Origin of the sequence: Pseudomonas chaetocerotis (assembly GCF_015712105.2) — a bacterium.
Taxonomy (GTDB): domain Bacteria; phylum Pseudomonadota; class Gammaproteobacteria; order Pseudomonadales; family Pseudomonadaceae; genus Aquipseudomonas; species Aquipseudomonas chaetocerotis.
The window spans coordinates 118,097-130,924 of record NZ_JACFYX020000016.1 but is presented as its reverse complement, the minus strand read 5'-3'; the positions used below and the strand labels follow the sequence as shown (position 1 = coordinate 130,924).

The 12,828-nt window shown below is 61.3% G+C and carries 12 protein-coding genes; 7 read left to right on the top strand and 5 right to left on the bottom strand.

From position 1 onward, the window contains the following. Window positions 1-214 precede the first annotated feature (214 nt). Window positions 215-886, top strand: coding sequence for a DUF502 domain-containing protein (locus H3221_RS23340; protein WP_196476281.1), 672 nt, complete (start codon window positions 215-217; stop codon window positions 884-886). Here the strand turns inward: H3221_RS23340 and H3221_RS23335 are convergent. Further along, a complete protein-coding gene (locus H3221_RS23335; protein ID WP_196476280.1) occupies window positions 883-1,350 on the bottom strand; it encodes an Lrp/AsnC family transcriptional regulator in 468 nt (155 codons plus the stop codon). The genes H3221_RS23340 and H3221_RS23335 overlap by 4 nt on opposite strands. Before the next feature lie 127 nt (window positions 1,351-1,477). On the opposite strand from H3221_RS23335, the gene H3221_RS23330 reads away from it, so the two are divergent. Continuing rightward, window positions 1,478-1,804, top strand: a complete 327-nt coding sequence (locus H3221_RS23330; RefSeq protein ID WP_224490762.1) for a hypothetical protein — start codon at window positions 1,478-1,480, stop codon at window positions 1,802-1,804. A gap of 97 nt (window positions 1,805-1,901) precedes the next feature. Beyond that, window positions 1,902-3,686: a GspE/PulE family protein gene (locus H3221_RS23325; RefSeq protein WP_196476279.1), complete on the top strand. Its 1,785-nt coding sequence runs from the start codon at window positions 1,902-1,904 to the stop codon at window positions 3,684-3,686. Here H3221_RS23325 and H3221_RS23320 read toward each other — a convergent pair. Next, the gene (locus H3221_RS23320) at window positions 3,661-4,335 is read right to left on the bottom strand and encodes a murein L,D-transpeptidase catalytic domain family protein (RefSeq protein ID WP_196476278.1); all 675 of its coding nucleotides are present in this window, start codon (window positions 4,333-4,335) and stop codon (window positions 3,661-3,663) included. The genes H3221_RS23325 and H3221_RS23320 overlap by 26 nt on opposite strands. A 165-nt stretch (window positions 4,336-4,500) precedes the next feature. On the opposite strand from H3221_RS23320, the gene H3221_RS23315 reads away from it, so the two are divergent. Both H3221_RS23315 and H3221_RS23310 read left to right on the top strand, forming a co-directional pair. After that, window positions 4,501-4,755 carry an NfeD family protein gene (locus H3221_RS23315; protein WP_196476277.1) on the top strand — a complete coding sequence of 85 codons (255 nt, stop codon included), beginning with the start codon at window positions 4,501-4,503 and terminating at the stop codon, window positions 4,753-4,755. An 88-nt stretch (window positions 4,756-4,843) separates the two neighbouring features. Continuing rightward, window positions 4,844-5,173: a DUF2388 domain-containing protein gene (locus H3221_RS23310; RefSeq protein WP_160018859.1), complete on the top strand. Its 330-nt coding sequence runs from the start codon at window positions 4,844-4,846 to the stop codon at window positions 5,171-5,173. A gap of 105 nt (window positions 5,174-5,278) precedes the next feature. On the opposite strand, the gene H3221_RS23305 is transcribed toward H3221_RS23310, so the two are convergent. From H3221_RS23305 to desA, 3 genes are all read right to left on the bottom strand, one after another. Beyond that, window positions 5,279-6,529: an OprD family porin gene (locus H3221_RS23305; RefSeq protein WP_196476276.1), complete on the bottom strand. Its 1,251-nt coding sequence runs from the start codon at window positions 6,527-6,529 to the stop codon at window positions 5,279-5,281. A gap of 427 nt (window positions 6,530-6,956) precedes the next feature. Further along, entirely contained in the window at window positions 6,957-7,928 is a 972-nt protein-coding gene (locus tag H3221_RS23300) for a GGDEF domain-containing protein (protein ID WP_196476275.1), read from the bottom strand. A 110-nt stretch (window positions 7,929-8,038) separates the two neighbouring features. Then, window positions 8,039-9,229: a delta-9 fatty acid desaturase DesA gene (gene desA, locus H3221_RS23295; protein WP_196476274.1), complete on the bottom strand. Its 1,191-nt coding sequence runs from the start codon at window positions 9,227-9,229 to the stop codon at window positions 8,039-8,041. Between the two features lie 169 nt (window positions 9,230-9,398). On the opposite strand from desA, the gene dibA reads away from it, so the two are divergent. Beyond that, window positions 9,399-11,699, top strand: coding sequence for a phosphodiesterase DibA (gene dibA, locus H3221_RS23290; RefSeq protein WP_196476285.1), 2,301 nt, complete (start codon window positions 9,399-9,401; stop codon window positions 11,697-11,699). A gap of 2 nt (window positions 11,700-11,701) precedes the next feature. Next, on the top strand, window positions 11,702-12,823 hold the full coding sequence (locus tag H3221_RS23285; RefSeq protein ID WP_196476273.1) for an HDOD domain-containing protein: 1,122 nt from the start codon (window positions 11,702-11,704) through the stop codon (window positions 12,821-12,823). The last annotated feature ends 5 nt before the right edge of the window (window positions 12,824-12,828 follow it).

Sequence of the window (12,828 nt, the reverse complement as noted above, 5' to 3'; positions counted from 1 at the left end):
GAATATGCTCGGCATGTAAGGGTTCAACCGAACGCTGCTACTTCGGTACCTCGTGTACCCACTCCGCCCGGCCTCAGTGCCGGGCTTTTTTTCGCGCGAATGATCTGACGAAAAGCGTTGTAGCCATTTCACAGGCCACGCACACGGACACAACTGCCCGCAATTGCCACGCCTGGCGTAAAGTCACTGCCCAGATCGTCAAGGAAACCCTTACATGTTCAAACGCAGCCTGAAATCCGTCGTCACCACCTGGCTGACCGGCCTGCTCGCGTTACTGCCGCTGGCGCTGACCCTGGCACTGCTCGCCTGGATATTCAGCCTGCTCAATCGCCTGGTCGGCCCCTCGACCCTCATCGGCCAATTGTTCGCAGCGCTCGGCCAGCCCTTTTCCAGCAACAGCTACCTGGCTTACCTGCTCGGCAGCCTGGTGCTGCTGGCCAGCCTCTATCCACTGGGTTTGGCGGTGCAACTGGGACTGCGCCGTCCGCTGTCCTGGCTGATCGATCGCACCCTGCGGCGCACCCCGCTGATCGGTAATTTCTACAACCTGGCTGATCGCTTCGTGGGCCTGCTGGACAAGAGCAAGAACCCGGACATCACCACCATGGCCCCGGTCTGGTGCTTCTTCGGCGGCGATGGCGCTGCCGTACTTGCTCTGCGCCCGAGTTCGGAAAGCGTGGAGCTGGAAGGCCGAGCCTACTGCGCCATCCTCATTCCCACCGCGCCGATTCCGGTTGGTGGTGGCCTGCTATACGTACCGGAGGCCTGGATACGACCCGCCGACATGGGAGTGGATCAACTGACCAGCATCTACGTGTCCATGGGCCTCACGCCACCTGGCAAACGCAACGTGGAACAGACCAGGCCCGAGGTTATCAAGCCTTAGACGAGCGGCAAGCTGGTGGTGGATTTGATCTCCGACAACGCCACGATCGAGTTCACCTCCTGGATACCGGGCACCAGCGACAGCTTCTCGAAGAAGAAGCGCTCATAGGCTTCGATATCCCGGGTGACGATGCGCAGCATGAAGTCCACCGCGCCCATCAGCACGTGGCACTCCAGTACCTCGGGAAACTCGCGCATGGCTTCGGCGAACTCGGTCAGGTTGGAGCGCCCATGGGCGTTGAGTTTGACCTGAGCGAACACCTGCGTATGCAGGCCGATGCGCTTGCGATCGATCAGGGTGACCTGCTTGCGGATCACCCCCTCCTCCTTGAGCCGTTGAATACGCCGCCAGCAGGGTGACTGCGAAAGACCGATACGCTCGGCGATCTCCGCCGTGGAGAGACCCGCGTCCTCCTGCAGCAGAGCAAGAATGCGTTGATCGTAGGCATCCAGGATGACGGACATAAAAAATCCCTATCAGTGGCGAAATAAGGAAATTCTATCCATTAAACACCCATAAACACAGAAAACCAGGCAGAACTTTTGCCAGAAGAAGGCGGAAACTTAGGCAAAACCTGCCCGAGCTGCCGCCATGCCTGATACCACTGCGTTTCCGTCCGCCCAGAACCGTCGCGATCCCTGGCAGGATCGTCCCGATGCCGGTGTCGAATACCAGCTGCGTACCGACGCCGAAGCCGATGTGCTGTGCCGACTGCTCGGCCTGTTCGCCCAATTGCAGCTGTTACCCGAAGCCTTGCACATGGAACGCCTGCAGGATGACCTGCATATCAGCCTGCACCTGCACGGTATCTCGCTGCATCGAGCCGGGGTGCTGGCGCAGAAACTGCGCGGCCTGGTATGCGTATGGGAGGTGACCTGGCGGCATCTGGATCACAGCCTGGTGACGGAGGTGGCCTGAAGCGGGCGCTCGATCACGTCAGGCACTTCGCCCTTGTGCGGCTTTTCGGGCATCCTAGTTCGGCTACCCTTGTTCAGGCCGACCCCGAGGAGCCCGCATGTCCGCCTTCACCGCTACCGCCCCTGACCGTGTACTGGATCTTGGTGACCTGCTGCGCGAGCTGGTGGCCCAGGGCCGGGTCGATCAGGATGTGGCTGAGCAGTGCCTGGCGATCCGTCGCAGCTCGCTGAACAATACCCAGCACCCGCTGGAGTTTCTCGCCGCACAGCAGGTGGACGACCAAAAACGGCCGGGCAAGAAACTCGACCTGGAAACCCTCACCACCTGGCTGGCCAACTTCGCCGGGCAACCTTACTTGCGCATCGACCCGCTGAAGATCGACGTAGCATCCATCACCCCGCTGATGTCCTACGCCTTCGCCCAGCGCCACAAGATTCTCGCCGTGGCGGTGGACAGCGAGAGCGTCACCATCGCCAGCAGCCAACCGCTGGTGCATAGCTGGGAAGCCAACCTGGTGCACGTGCTCAAGCGCCCGATCAAGCGCGTGGTGGCCAACCCCAGCGACATTCAGCGCTTCACCACCGAGTTCTATCGCCTGGCCCGCTCGGTCAGCGGCGCCAATGCCACCGACCAGAGGATCAGCGGCGTCGGCAACTTCGAACAACTGCTCAGCCTCGGCGCTCAGGATCAGGAACCGGACGCCAACGATGCGCACATCGTCAATATCGTCGACTGGCTGTTCCAGTACGCCTTCCAGCAACGCGCCAGCGATATCCATATCGAGCCACGCCGCGAGCAGGGCACGGTGCGCTTTCGCATCGACGGCGTACTGCATACCGTCTACCAATTCCCCGCCCAAGTCACCATGGCGGTGGTCAGCCGTCTGAAAAACCTCGGCCGCATGAATATCGCCGAGAAGCGCAAGCCACAGGATGGCCGGGTCAAGACCAAGACCCCGGATGGCAACGAAGTGGAATTGCGCCTGTCCACCCTGCCGACCGCCTTCGGCGAAAAGATGGTGATGCGCATCTTCGACCCTGAAGTGCTGCTGAAAAGCCCGGATCAGCTCGGTTTCTCTCCTGACGACCTGCGCCGCTGGGAGAGCATGACCTGCCAACCCAACGGCATCATCCTGGTCACCGGCCCTACCGGCTCGGGCAAGACCACCACGCTCTACACCACCCTCAAGCAGCTTGCGACCGAGGAGGTGAACGTCTGCACCATCGAAGACCCCATCGAGATGATCGAGGGCGCCTTCAACCAGATGCAGGTGCAACACAACATCGACCTGAACTTCGCCAGCGGCATACGCGCACTAATGCGCCAGGACCCGGACATCATCATGATCGGTGAGATCCGCGACCTGGAAACCGCCGAAATGGCCATCCAGGCGGCACTGACCGGCCACCTGGTGCTGTCCACCCTGCACACCAACGACGCCCCCAGCGCCATCACCCGCCTGCTCGAACTGGGCGTACCGCATTACCTGCTGAAGGCCACCATCCTCGGCGTCATGGCGCAGCGCCTGGTGCGTACCCTGTGCCCCCACTGCAAGGCGCCGGTGCAACTGGACGAAGACACCTGGAACGGCCTGACCCGGCCCTGGAGCTCGCCATTACCGACTCAGGCGCATCACGCCGTCGGCTGCCTGGAATGCCGTGAAACCGGCTACCGCGGCCGCGCCGGCGTCTACGAGATCATGCTGATCAACGACGCCATCAAGCCGCTGATCAACGCCGATACTGACCTGACCGCCCTGCGCCGCGCCGCCTTCAAGGACGGCATGCGCAGTCTGCGGCTGTCCGGCGCGCAAAAGGTCGCGGCGGGGCTGACCACCATCGAGGAAGTGCTGCGCGTCACTCCGCAGAGCGAGCAACGCTGAGGCTCGTACAGGCGCGATAGCGGTCATCGGCCAACTGCGGGTGCCAGGCGAACAGGTACTGGCCATCCCTGAGCTGATCCACCAGCACCCGAATCACCTCCTGCTGCACCGCCGGACAGCCCAGGCTGCGCCCCATGCGTCCATATTTCTCCGCCCATCTCGGCGCCACATAATCAGCGCCATGGATCACCAGCGCCCGGGCACGCGCCTGGTCATTGAAGCCGGGTTCCAGGCCATCCAGGCGCAGTGAATGCCCATGCCGGCCGCTGTAGCTTTCACCACCGCGAAACAGACCCAGGCTGGACTGATGGCTACCGGGCAGATTGGAAAAGCGCTCGGCGAACAGCTCGCCGGACTGGCGACCATGAGCCACGAACTCCCGCAGTAGCAGCTGCCTTTGCGTCAGGTCGAACACCCACAAACGTCGTTCCAGCGAGGAGCGCGAGTAATCGATCAGCGCCAACCGACGGGCTTCACCCGCGCCTTCTCGCTCAGCACACTGCAGCGCCTGTAGCGCATCCTGCAACGCACGCTTTTCCAACTGCGGCGCTGCACGGTGCAGAGCATTCAGTAGCTCACCAGCCGCCGCGCCCTGCCCTGCCAGTAATAGAGCGGTAAGCAAAAACGCCATCAGCGAACGCTCAAACATGCCCTGGCTCCCACGGATTACCTGGCATCTGCCCACCTTGCGAAGGGGTCGGCGGCAGAGCGCAGACGGCTGTGCTTAGATTGATTGATCTGGCAATGGAGTCTATGCAATGCACACCAAAGGGCGATCAGCGAACAATCTGAGTATGGGTAGCCGCGCCTTCTCATGATCACCTATCTGCAACACTTGTCGTTCTGGGACTGGTTGTCCCTGGCCACCCTGCTGCTGATTCTCGAAGTGTTCGGCGCCGGAGGCTACCTGCTGTGGATCGGCCTGGTCGCTGTCAGTGTCGGCGCACTCACCTACCTGTTCCCCGACCTGCCCTGGGTCTGGCAATTCCTGCTATTCGGAGCACTGGCGCTGCTATCGACGCTGCTTTGGTGGCGCCATCAGCAGCGGGCGCGCAAGCTCAGCAATTGATCGGCCTGGCAACCGGCCATCGCCCGCAAGGAACCACCAGCGGCTTGTGCGACTCCTAGTAGAGGAACCACCCTACAGGAGTTTCATCATGCGTGTAACGAGCCGTGCCGCACTGGCGTTCAGTGCCTGCCTGATCGCCCAGACCGCTGCAGCAGATGGCATGCTGCGCGACATTTTGTCCTCGGGCGCAACCACCGCCTCGACCTACCTGACCTTCAAGGATCGCAAGCTGGTTGCAGCGGCCGAAGAGGATGCCAGCAGCTTCGTCGCCAGCAACGGCGAAATTCGCGGCCCGCATCTGGAAGCGGCAATGCAGCAACTGCGCAGCGCCAACCCGCAACTGCAGGACGCCGACGACATGGCACTGGCCAGCGCCATTCTCGCCACTTCGGCAGCGCCAGCTGACAGCCCACGCTGAGCCGTCACCAGTCGCGCATAAAAAATGCCCGCGTCCAAAAGGAGCGGGCATTTTTCGTTCAGCTTTCGGGATATCAGGCCTGAGGCCTCCCGAGAACCTCTCGTCTTACATCAGCGGCAGGGTGTAGCTGACGATCAGACGGTTTTCGTCAATGTTGCGATCGAAGTTGTCGCGAACAGTCGCATTACGCCAGCGCACGCCCAGGTTCTTCAGCGCACCGTCCTGGAACACGTACATCAGCTCGGTGTTGCGCTCCCACTCACGGCCTTCGGACACACCGCGACCACGGTCGATGTTGTCGCCGGTCAGGTAACGGGTCATGAAGGTCAAGCCCGGGATGCCGATGGACGCAAAGTTGAAGTCGTAACGAGCCTGGTAGGACTTCTCGTCCTTGTTAGCGAAGTCACGAATCTGAACGTAGTTGACCAGGAACGGGTCGGTGCCGTTGATGTAGGCGAAGCCAGTGTCGCCGCTCATCTTCTGGTAGCCCAGACCGAAGGAATGACCGCTCAGGGAATAGGTCATCATGGCGCCGAAGGCCTTGTTGTCCACATTGCTGCGGTTACCATCATCAGTGGAGCGCGCATAGCGAACGTCAGTCTTCAGACTCTGTTTGTCACCCAGCGGCAGCACATGTACCAGGTTGAAAGAGTGCTGTTTGTACAGCTCGTCCAAATTGGAATAGTAATAGCCAGCTGTCAGGTCCTTGGTCAGCTTGTAGGTACCGCCGATGAAGTCGAACGAATCGGTGGTGGTGCCACCGACGGTGTTGATACCACGGCGACCGCCGCTGGCAATGCCAATATCTTCGTAATCGTTGGAGTTACGGTTGTTGACCTCGCGGACATGGGCCGCTTCCAGCATCAGACCGTCGAACTCTTGGGAAACGACGTGACCGGCCTCGAAGACCTGCGGCAGCAGACGGCCGTCGCTGGACGCGATGGCAGCGTTTTTGAACTGCATCTGACCGACACGCAGAGTGCTGTTGGAAACCTTGGCTTTGGCCGCTACAGCCAGACCGGAGTAATTGTCCTGAGAACCACCCGAACGATCCGGAACCAGCAGATCGCTGCCAGCAGTACCACCACCGGAATCCAGCTTGAAGCCGAACATGCCGATTGCATCAGCACCAAAACCCACGGTGCCTTCAGTGAAACCCGAGTTGGCGCGCAGAATAAAGCCTTGAGCCCACTCCTCACGCTTGGACTGACCAGAACCCTCACGGAAATCACGGTTGAAATAGAAGTTACGCGCTTCCAGGCTGACTTTGCTGTCGCCGACCAGGTCGGCGGACGCCACTTGGCTCAGGCCCAGGGTGCTGGCGGCTACGGCCAGTGCCAGGGAGGTCTTTCTCATTATGTTTCTCTCCAGTGTGTTTAAGGTGACGCATCGTCCGGCACAGACTTCGGCACGAAGAGGCAGGCCAGAACGAATAGGGCATGCGCACCCACGAGCCAGGAAACGGCACAAGCCGGGCTCGAATGGGTACGCAAGAACTCAGGAAGAACAGAACAACGGCGAACGCAGCAGGGCGGCCGAAATGTAGCGGGCAGAGTGGTGCATGGTGAATGCTCTCTCGTCGTTGTTATTGTGCACCGACATCCTGGCCGGCATCTGCCGGATGCCTATGCAGATAACGCGCCAGCTCCTGGCGGCAAGCCCGCAAGGCTTCTAGAACAACAGGTTACATATTTCCTACAAAGCAGTGACCATGCAATGACAATGAGAACAGGCAAAATTCCGCTCATTAGAACGTGTTCCTAGGCGGAAAATCGCCAACCCATCAACCCAGGACGATCTGATTCTTGCCTTGACGCTTGGCCATGTACATCGCTGCATCGGCACGTGCATAGAGCGCATCGAGGTTGACATCAGTGGCCAGCAGACTGGTCAGACCCTGACTGACAGTGATGCCGAAACTGATGCCCTCGTGCCGAAAGCTGAGGCGTTGCACCTCACGCTGCAGTCGTTCAGCCACCTGCAAAGCCACATCCGGCTCGCAGCCCGGGAACAGCGCTGCGAACTCCTCACCGCCGATACGCCCGAACAGATCGCCGCGCCTCAAGGCATTGCTACCGCAATGCGCCAGGCGCTGCAGGACCTGATCGCCGATCTGGTGTCCATACTGGTCATTGATCTTCTTGAAGTCGTCGAGATCGAGCAACAGGAAGGCCAGCGGGCTACCGAACTTGTGCGCGTGTTCGAACTCGCGACGCGCACACTCGAAGAAGTGCCGCCGGTTGCTGCTCTGGGTCAGCACATCAGTGGTAGCCAGGCGATGCAACTCGCCCTCCAGGCGCTTCTTCTCGGTGATGTCTTCGGCGATACCGACGATCACACTGCCGGGCTCAGCACCCAGCCGGGGGCTGACGAAACACTTGTCGCTGAGCCAGCGCAATTGGCCATCAGCGCGAATGATGCGGTACTCGCGAGACTCCACCGCGCCGGTTTCCAGCACTTTGGCCAGGCTTTCGGCGGCGTAGTCGATATCGTCCGGATAGATGCTGTTGCGCCACTCGCCATAATCGGCCAACAGCAGCGCGGCGGAACGACCGAAGATTCGCTCATAGGCAGGGCTGACATAAATCATCCGCTGCTCGTTCCAATCGAAGGCCCAGAGCACGGCATTGACGCTGCCAAGCAGGCTGCTGAACAGTTGTTCGCGCGCACCCAGGCGCTCCACTTCGGCACGGCTGTGCAGCAGAGCCAAGGTCAGTTCTTCCAACTCGGAAACAGCGTTGCCTTGATCGTCCATTACAGCGGCCATCCGTCCTTCGCCTCGCATTGAAATGAGCATAGTGCGAGCTGTTGGACAAACGCAAAGGCCCGCCAGTTCGGCGGGCCTTTGCTTGTAACGAGCGGCGGTCAGGCAGTCGCGCCGGACGGTCGCAGCGAGTAGGTCTTGAGCTGCTCGGCAAACTCACGCAGCGACTGGATGCCGCTGGCCTCGGCCTCGTGCACCCACTGCTTCATGGCTTCGAGCATGTCGTGGCCGTTGCTGCTGGTCTTGACCCAGATCTGCTGCAGCGCCAGACGCTTCTCGTAGATCACCTTGAGTGCCTGACTCTGTGCCAGCAAGTCAGCAATGCGTGCATGATGCTGCTCTTCCAGCAGGCTCGGCTCACGCGACAGCAGGCGCTTGGCACGGCGGAAAAGATGACGAACGGACTCATCAGCCTTGGCCACTTCCTGCTTCACCAGCGGCGCGATCACCAGCTTGCGGTACTGCGCCATGATCTGGAAGCGGTTGTTGAGGATGGCCATGGCAGTGTCCATGTCGAGATGGCCTTTGCCCTCGACCCGATGAGCGATAGGCGCGACACGCTGCACCTGAGCCAGACCGAAGAAGCTGAACAGCTTGATCCAGGCCCAGCCCATGTCGAACTCCCACTTCTTCACCGACAGCTTGGCGCTGTTGGGGTAGGTGTGGTGGTTGTTGTGCAGCTCCTCACCGCCAATCAGGATGCCCCATGGCACCAGGTTGGTAGCGGCGTCGCGGCACTCGAAGTTGCGATAGCCAACAGCATGACCAAGACCGTTGATGACACCTGCGGCCCATACCGGAATCCACATCATCTGGATCGCCCAGACAGTCATGCCGAGTACGCCGAACAACGCCAGGTCGATGATCGCCATCAACGTCACGCCGCCAATCGGATAGCGGCTGTATACATTTCGCTCGATCCAGTCATCCGGGCAGTTCTTGCCGTAGATACGCAGCGTGTCCTGGTTCTTCGCTTCTTCCTGATAGAGTTCGGCACCCTTGCGCAGCACGGTGCTCAGCCCCTTGATGACCGGGCTATGCGGGTCATCGGCGGTTTCGCACTTGGCGTGGTGCTTGCGGTGAATCGCGGTCCACTCGCGGGTGTTCTGACCCGTGGTCAACCACAGCCAGAAACGGAAGAAATGCTTGAGCGCGGGGTGCAGTTCCAGTGCACGATGCGCAGAGTAGCGGTGCAGATAGACAGTCACGCTGACGATGGTCACGTGTGTCATCAGCAAGGTCGCAGCCACCAGCTGCCAGACCGACAGGTCGAGTAAACCGTTGTACCACATGGGCGCTGTTGCCTCTTGAAGGGGGAACGCGGCTTGTCCTACAAGGACGAACCTGATCACATTATCCCTGACCCATTACAGAAAACCAGTTGGTCTTTTAGATGAGAATGTTTCAGCAGCGAAGCATCTATACTGGCCAGCATTTACAAGGGAGCGCTGCCGCTTGCCCATGCGTATCGACATCGCCGCCTTGCGCCTGACCCTAGGCTACCTGCTGCTCGCCGCTCTATGGATCCTTCTCAGCGATCATCTGTTGACCGCCCTGGGCCTGTCCGTGGCGCAACAGGAGCACTTGCAGTCCCTCAAGGGCCTGTTCTTCGTCGTGCTCACCAGTTCGCTGCTTTACCTGGTGCTGCACCGCCATGCCCTGCAGTACCGCCGCGCACGCCTGGAACTGGCCGGTAACGAGGAACGTCTGCGCCTGGCGCTGGATGCCACGCGCGACGGCCTGTGGGACTGGGACGTGACGAGACGCCGAGTGTTCTTCTCCGAGGGCTACGCCAGGCTCCTCGGCCTCACTCCGCAAACCCTGGGCAATACCCGCGAAGACTGGGCCGCGCGCCTGCACCCGGATGACGCTGAGCGCGCGCTGCATGCACTCAACGCCGAGTTGAGCGAACAGTCCTACGAGAACCTCTACCGCCTGCGCCATGCAGACGGCAGCTATCGCTGGATTCACTCGCGCGGCCGCCTGCTGCGAGACGAAAACGGCCAACCACAGCGCTTCATCGGCATCGCCAGCGACATTACCCAACAGCGCGCCATCGACGACAGCCTGCGCCAGGCCGCAGCGGTGTTCGATGCCACGCAGGAGGGTGTACTGGTTACCGATGCCGAGCAGCGGATCGTTCACGTCAACCCTGCCTTCAGCCGCATCACTGGCTACAGCAACGAGGAAATCCTCGGCCAGCACCCCAGCCTGCTCAAGTCCGGCCGTCATGACTCCGCCTTCTACCAGAGTCTGTGGCATGCCCTGCAGAACCGTGGCGCCTGGAGCGGTGAGGTGTGGAACCGACGCAAGAGCGGCGAAATCTACCCGCAGTGGCAATGCATACGCGTCATCCACGACGAGCAGGGGCGCGTCAGCCATTACGTGGCGGTGTTCTCCGACATCACTGCGCTCAAGCGTTCGCAGCGTGAGCTGGATTACCTGGCCCACCACGACCCGCTGAGCAACCTGCCCAACCGCCTGCTGTTCACCGAGCGCGTCGCCCATGCACTGGAACGCAGCAAGATCGAGGAACTGCGCGGCGCAGTGCTGCTGATCGACCTGGACCATTTCAAGCACATCAACGAGAGCCTAGGCCACAACGTCGGTGACCTGCTGCTCAAGGGCGTCGGCGAACGCCTGCAGCAGGATTTGCCCAGTGGCTGCACGCTGGCCCGGCTGGGCGGCGACGAGTTCGGCCTGCTCAGCGAAAATTGCACCGACGCCGCTCAGGCCGCCGAGCTTGCACAACGCCTGCTGCGCAGCCTGGAAACGTTCTTTCGCCTCGACGGTCACGAGCTCTACATTGGCGCCAGCATCGGCATCAGTCTGTTCCCCGAAGATGCCGATAGCGTCGAGCAGATCCTCCGTAACGCCGACTCGGCGCTGTTCAAGGCCAAGAGCAGCGGCCGCGAAGGCTATGCCTTCTATGTGCAGGAGTTGACCGACTACGCCCGCCAACGCGTGGAACTGGCCAGCAGCCTGCGCCATGCCCTGGACAATGACGAGCTGCGCGTTTACTACCAGCCGCTGCATGATCTGCGTGACGGTAGCCAGGTGGGCATGGAGGCACTGGTGCGCTGGCAACACCCGCAACGCGGGCTGATTGCTCCTGGCGAATTCATCCCGATTGCCGAGGACAACGGCATGATCGGCGCCATCGATACCTGGGTACTGGAACAGGCCTGTCGCCAGATGGTGTGCTGGAACACCGAAGGTTGTGCGCTGAGTTTCGTCGCGGTGAACGTCTCCAGCCGTCTGTTCAGCCGCGGTGAACTCGATATGAAAGTGGCGCAGGTACTGGCAGAAACAGGTCTGCCGCCCGAGCAGCTGGAGCTGGAAGTCACCGAGAGCGCCATCATGGAAGACCCGGATGCAGCGCAGAAACTGCTCATCAGCCTGCGCGCCCTGGGCTTGCGCCTGGCCATCGACGACTTCGGCACGGGCTACAGCTCACTGGCGCGCCTCAAGCGCCTGCCGGTGGACAAGCTCAAGCTCGACCAGAGTTTCGTGCGCGGCCTGCCTGACGACCCGGAAGATGCCGCCATCGCCCGCGCGGTAATCGCTCTGGGCAAGAGCCTGGGCCTCAAGGTCCTCGCCGAGGGTATCGAACAGCCCGCTCAAGCCGACTTCCTGCGCGAGCTAGGCTGCAACTACGGCCAGGGCTACCACTTTGGCCGTCCGCAACCTGTAGCAACCAGAACCGTCGACGCCACTACGCTGATCGAAGCGAAGAAAAGCCAGTCCAGCACCAGGAGCTGAACATGCGCGTGCTGATTCTCGAAGACGATCTCTGGATCGCCGATCTGCTCAAGCAGATCGTACTGAGCCTGCGCCCCGGGGCCCGAGTCGACTGCCAGGTACGCGTGGCAGACGCCATATCGGCCTGGCAACGCGAACCTGCTCAACTGGTGATCGCCGACTGGAACCTGCCGGACGGCAGCGGCACTCTGCTGTTGAATGCGATACGCAGCCAGAACCGTGACGTGGCGCTGGTGATGATCACCGCGCGCGCCGACCGCAGCAGCGTACTCGAGGTGCGCGCCCTGGGCATCAACGCCTTTATCAGCAAACCCTTCCAGGTACCCAAGGTGCTGGACTGCCTGCGCCGTCTGTTACCCGAAGATGATGAGCCTCGCGTGGCGGCAGACAACGACGAGGATTTTCTTCACCATCTCTGTGCCTTGCCCGATGAGGAGATCGATCTGCCCCTGTGCGACGAACTCTTTCAGCAACTGCGCGACACGGCGGCAGCACCCAGCACCCTGGAGCAACTCGGCGAAACCTGGCAGCAGGATCCAGCCGTACAGGCGCGACTGATCGCAGCAGCTAACAGCAGTCTTTACAACAGCACCGGCAAGCCTTGCGTCAGCCTGCCCGATGCAGTGCACCGACTGGGCGCGGCCACCGCGCTGAATCTGATTCAGGGCCTGGCGCTACGCCCGGTAGCCAGCCTGCAGGACGCTGATCTGAGAACACTCGGGCAGAACCTCATGCAGACGCAGCTGGACCTGGTAAATAGGGTCAGTGTTCTGGCCAAGGCCTGCCAGCTGGACCCTACCCCCCTGCACAGCGCCGCCCTGCTGCAACGTATGGGAGAGCTGGCCGTGCTGCAGCAGGCGCAGATCTGGCGCAATCAGGGTCTGCCGTTGAGCGAGGAACAACTGCAACAAGCCCTGCGCCAGTACAGCGGTGAACTGGCCAACCGCCTCAAGGCAGACTGGCGTTTGCCCATCGGGCTGCGTGAACTGATCGGCGCCTGTTACGGCCTGGCTCCCGGCAACACGCGCCGCGAGCCGATTCTCATGCGTCTGGCCAGCGTCGAACTGCAGAGCGCCGACAGTCAGGAAGTACAACGCCTGCGCCGCCTGGCCGGGTTGAGCTGAGGCAC

What these genes read in the sequence shown, in the direction of transcription:
- H3221_RS23340 (WP_196476281.1), top strand. Translation starts at nt 215, where the DNA reads ATGTTCAAACGCAGCCTGAAATCCGTCGTCACCACCTGGCTGACCGGC.
- H3221_RS23335 (WP_196476280.1), bottom strand. Translation starts at nt 1,350, where the DNA reads ATGTCCGTCATCCTGGATGCCTACGATCAACGCATTCTTGCTCTGCTG.
- H3221_RS23330 (WP_224490762.1), top strand. Translation starts at nt 1,478, where the DNA reads ATGCCTGATACCACTGCGTTTCCGTCCGCCCAGAACCGTCGCGATCCC.
- H3221_RS23325 (WP_196476279.1), top strand. Translation starts at nt 1,902, where the DNA reads ATGTCCGCCTTCACCGCTACCGCCCCTGACCGTGTACTGGATCTTGGT.
- H3221_RS23320 (WP_196476278.1), bottom strand. Translation starts at nt 4,335, where the DNA reads ATGTTTGAGCGTTCGCTGATGGCGTTTTTGCTTACCGCTCTATTACTG.
- H3221_RS23315 (WP_196476277.1), top strand. Translation starts at nt 4,501, where the DNA reads ATGATCACCTATCTGCAACACTTGTCGTTCTGGGACTGGTTGTCCCTG.
- H3221_RS23310 (WP_160018859.1), top strand. Translation starts at nt 4,844, where the DNA reads ATGCGTGTAACGAGCCGTGCCGCACTGGCGTTCAGTGCCTGCCTGATC.
- H3221_RS23305 (WP_196476276.1), bottom strand. Translation starts at nt 6,529, where the DNA reads ATGAGAAAGACCTCCCTGGCACTGGCCGTAGCCGCCAGCACCCTGGGC.
- H3221_RS23300 (WP_196476275.1), bottom strand. Translation starts at nt 7,928, where the DNA reads ATGGACGATCAAGGCAACGCTGTTTCCGAGTTGGAAGAACTGACCTTG.
- desA (WP_196476274.1), bottom strand. Translation starts at nt 9,229, where the DNA reads ATGTGGTACAACGGTTTACTCGACCTGTCGGTCTGGCAGCTGGTGGCT.
- dibA (WP_196476285.1), top strand. Translation starts at nt 9,399, where the DNA reads ATGCGTATCGACATCGCCGCCTTGCGCCTGACCCTAGGCTACCTGCTG.
- H3221_RS23285 (WP_196476273.1), top strand. Translation starts at nt 11,702, where the DNA reads ATGCGCGTGCTGATTCTCGAAGACGATCTCTGGATCGCCGATCTGCTC.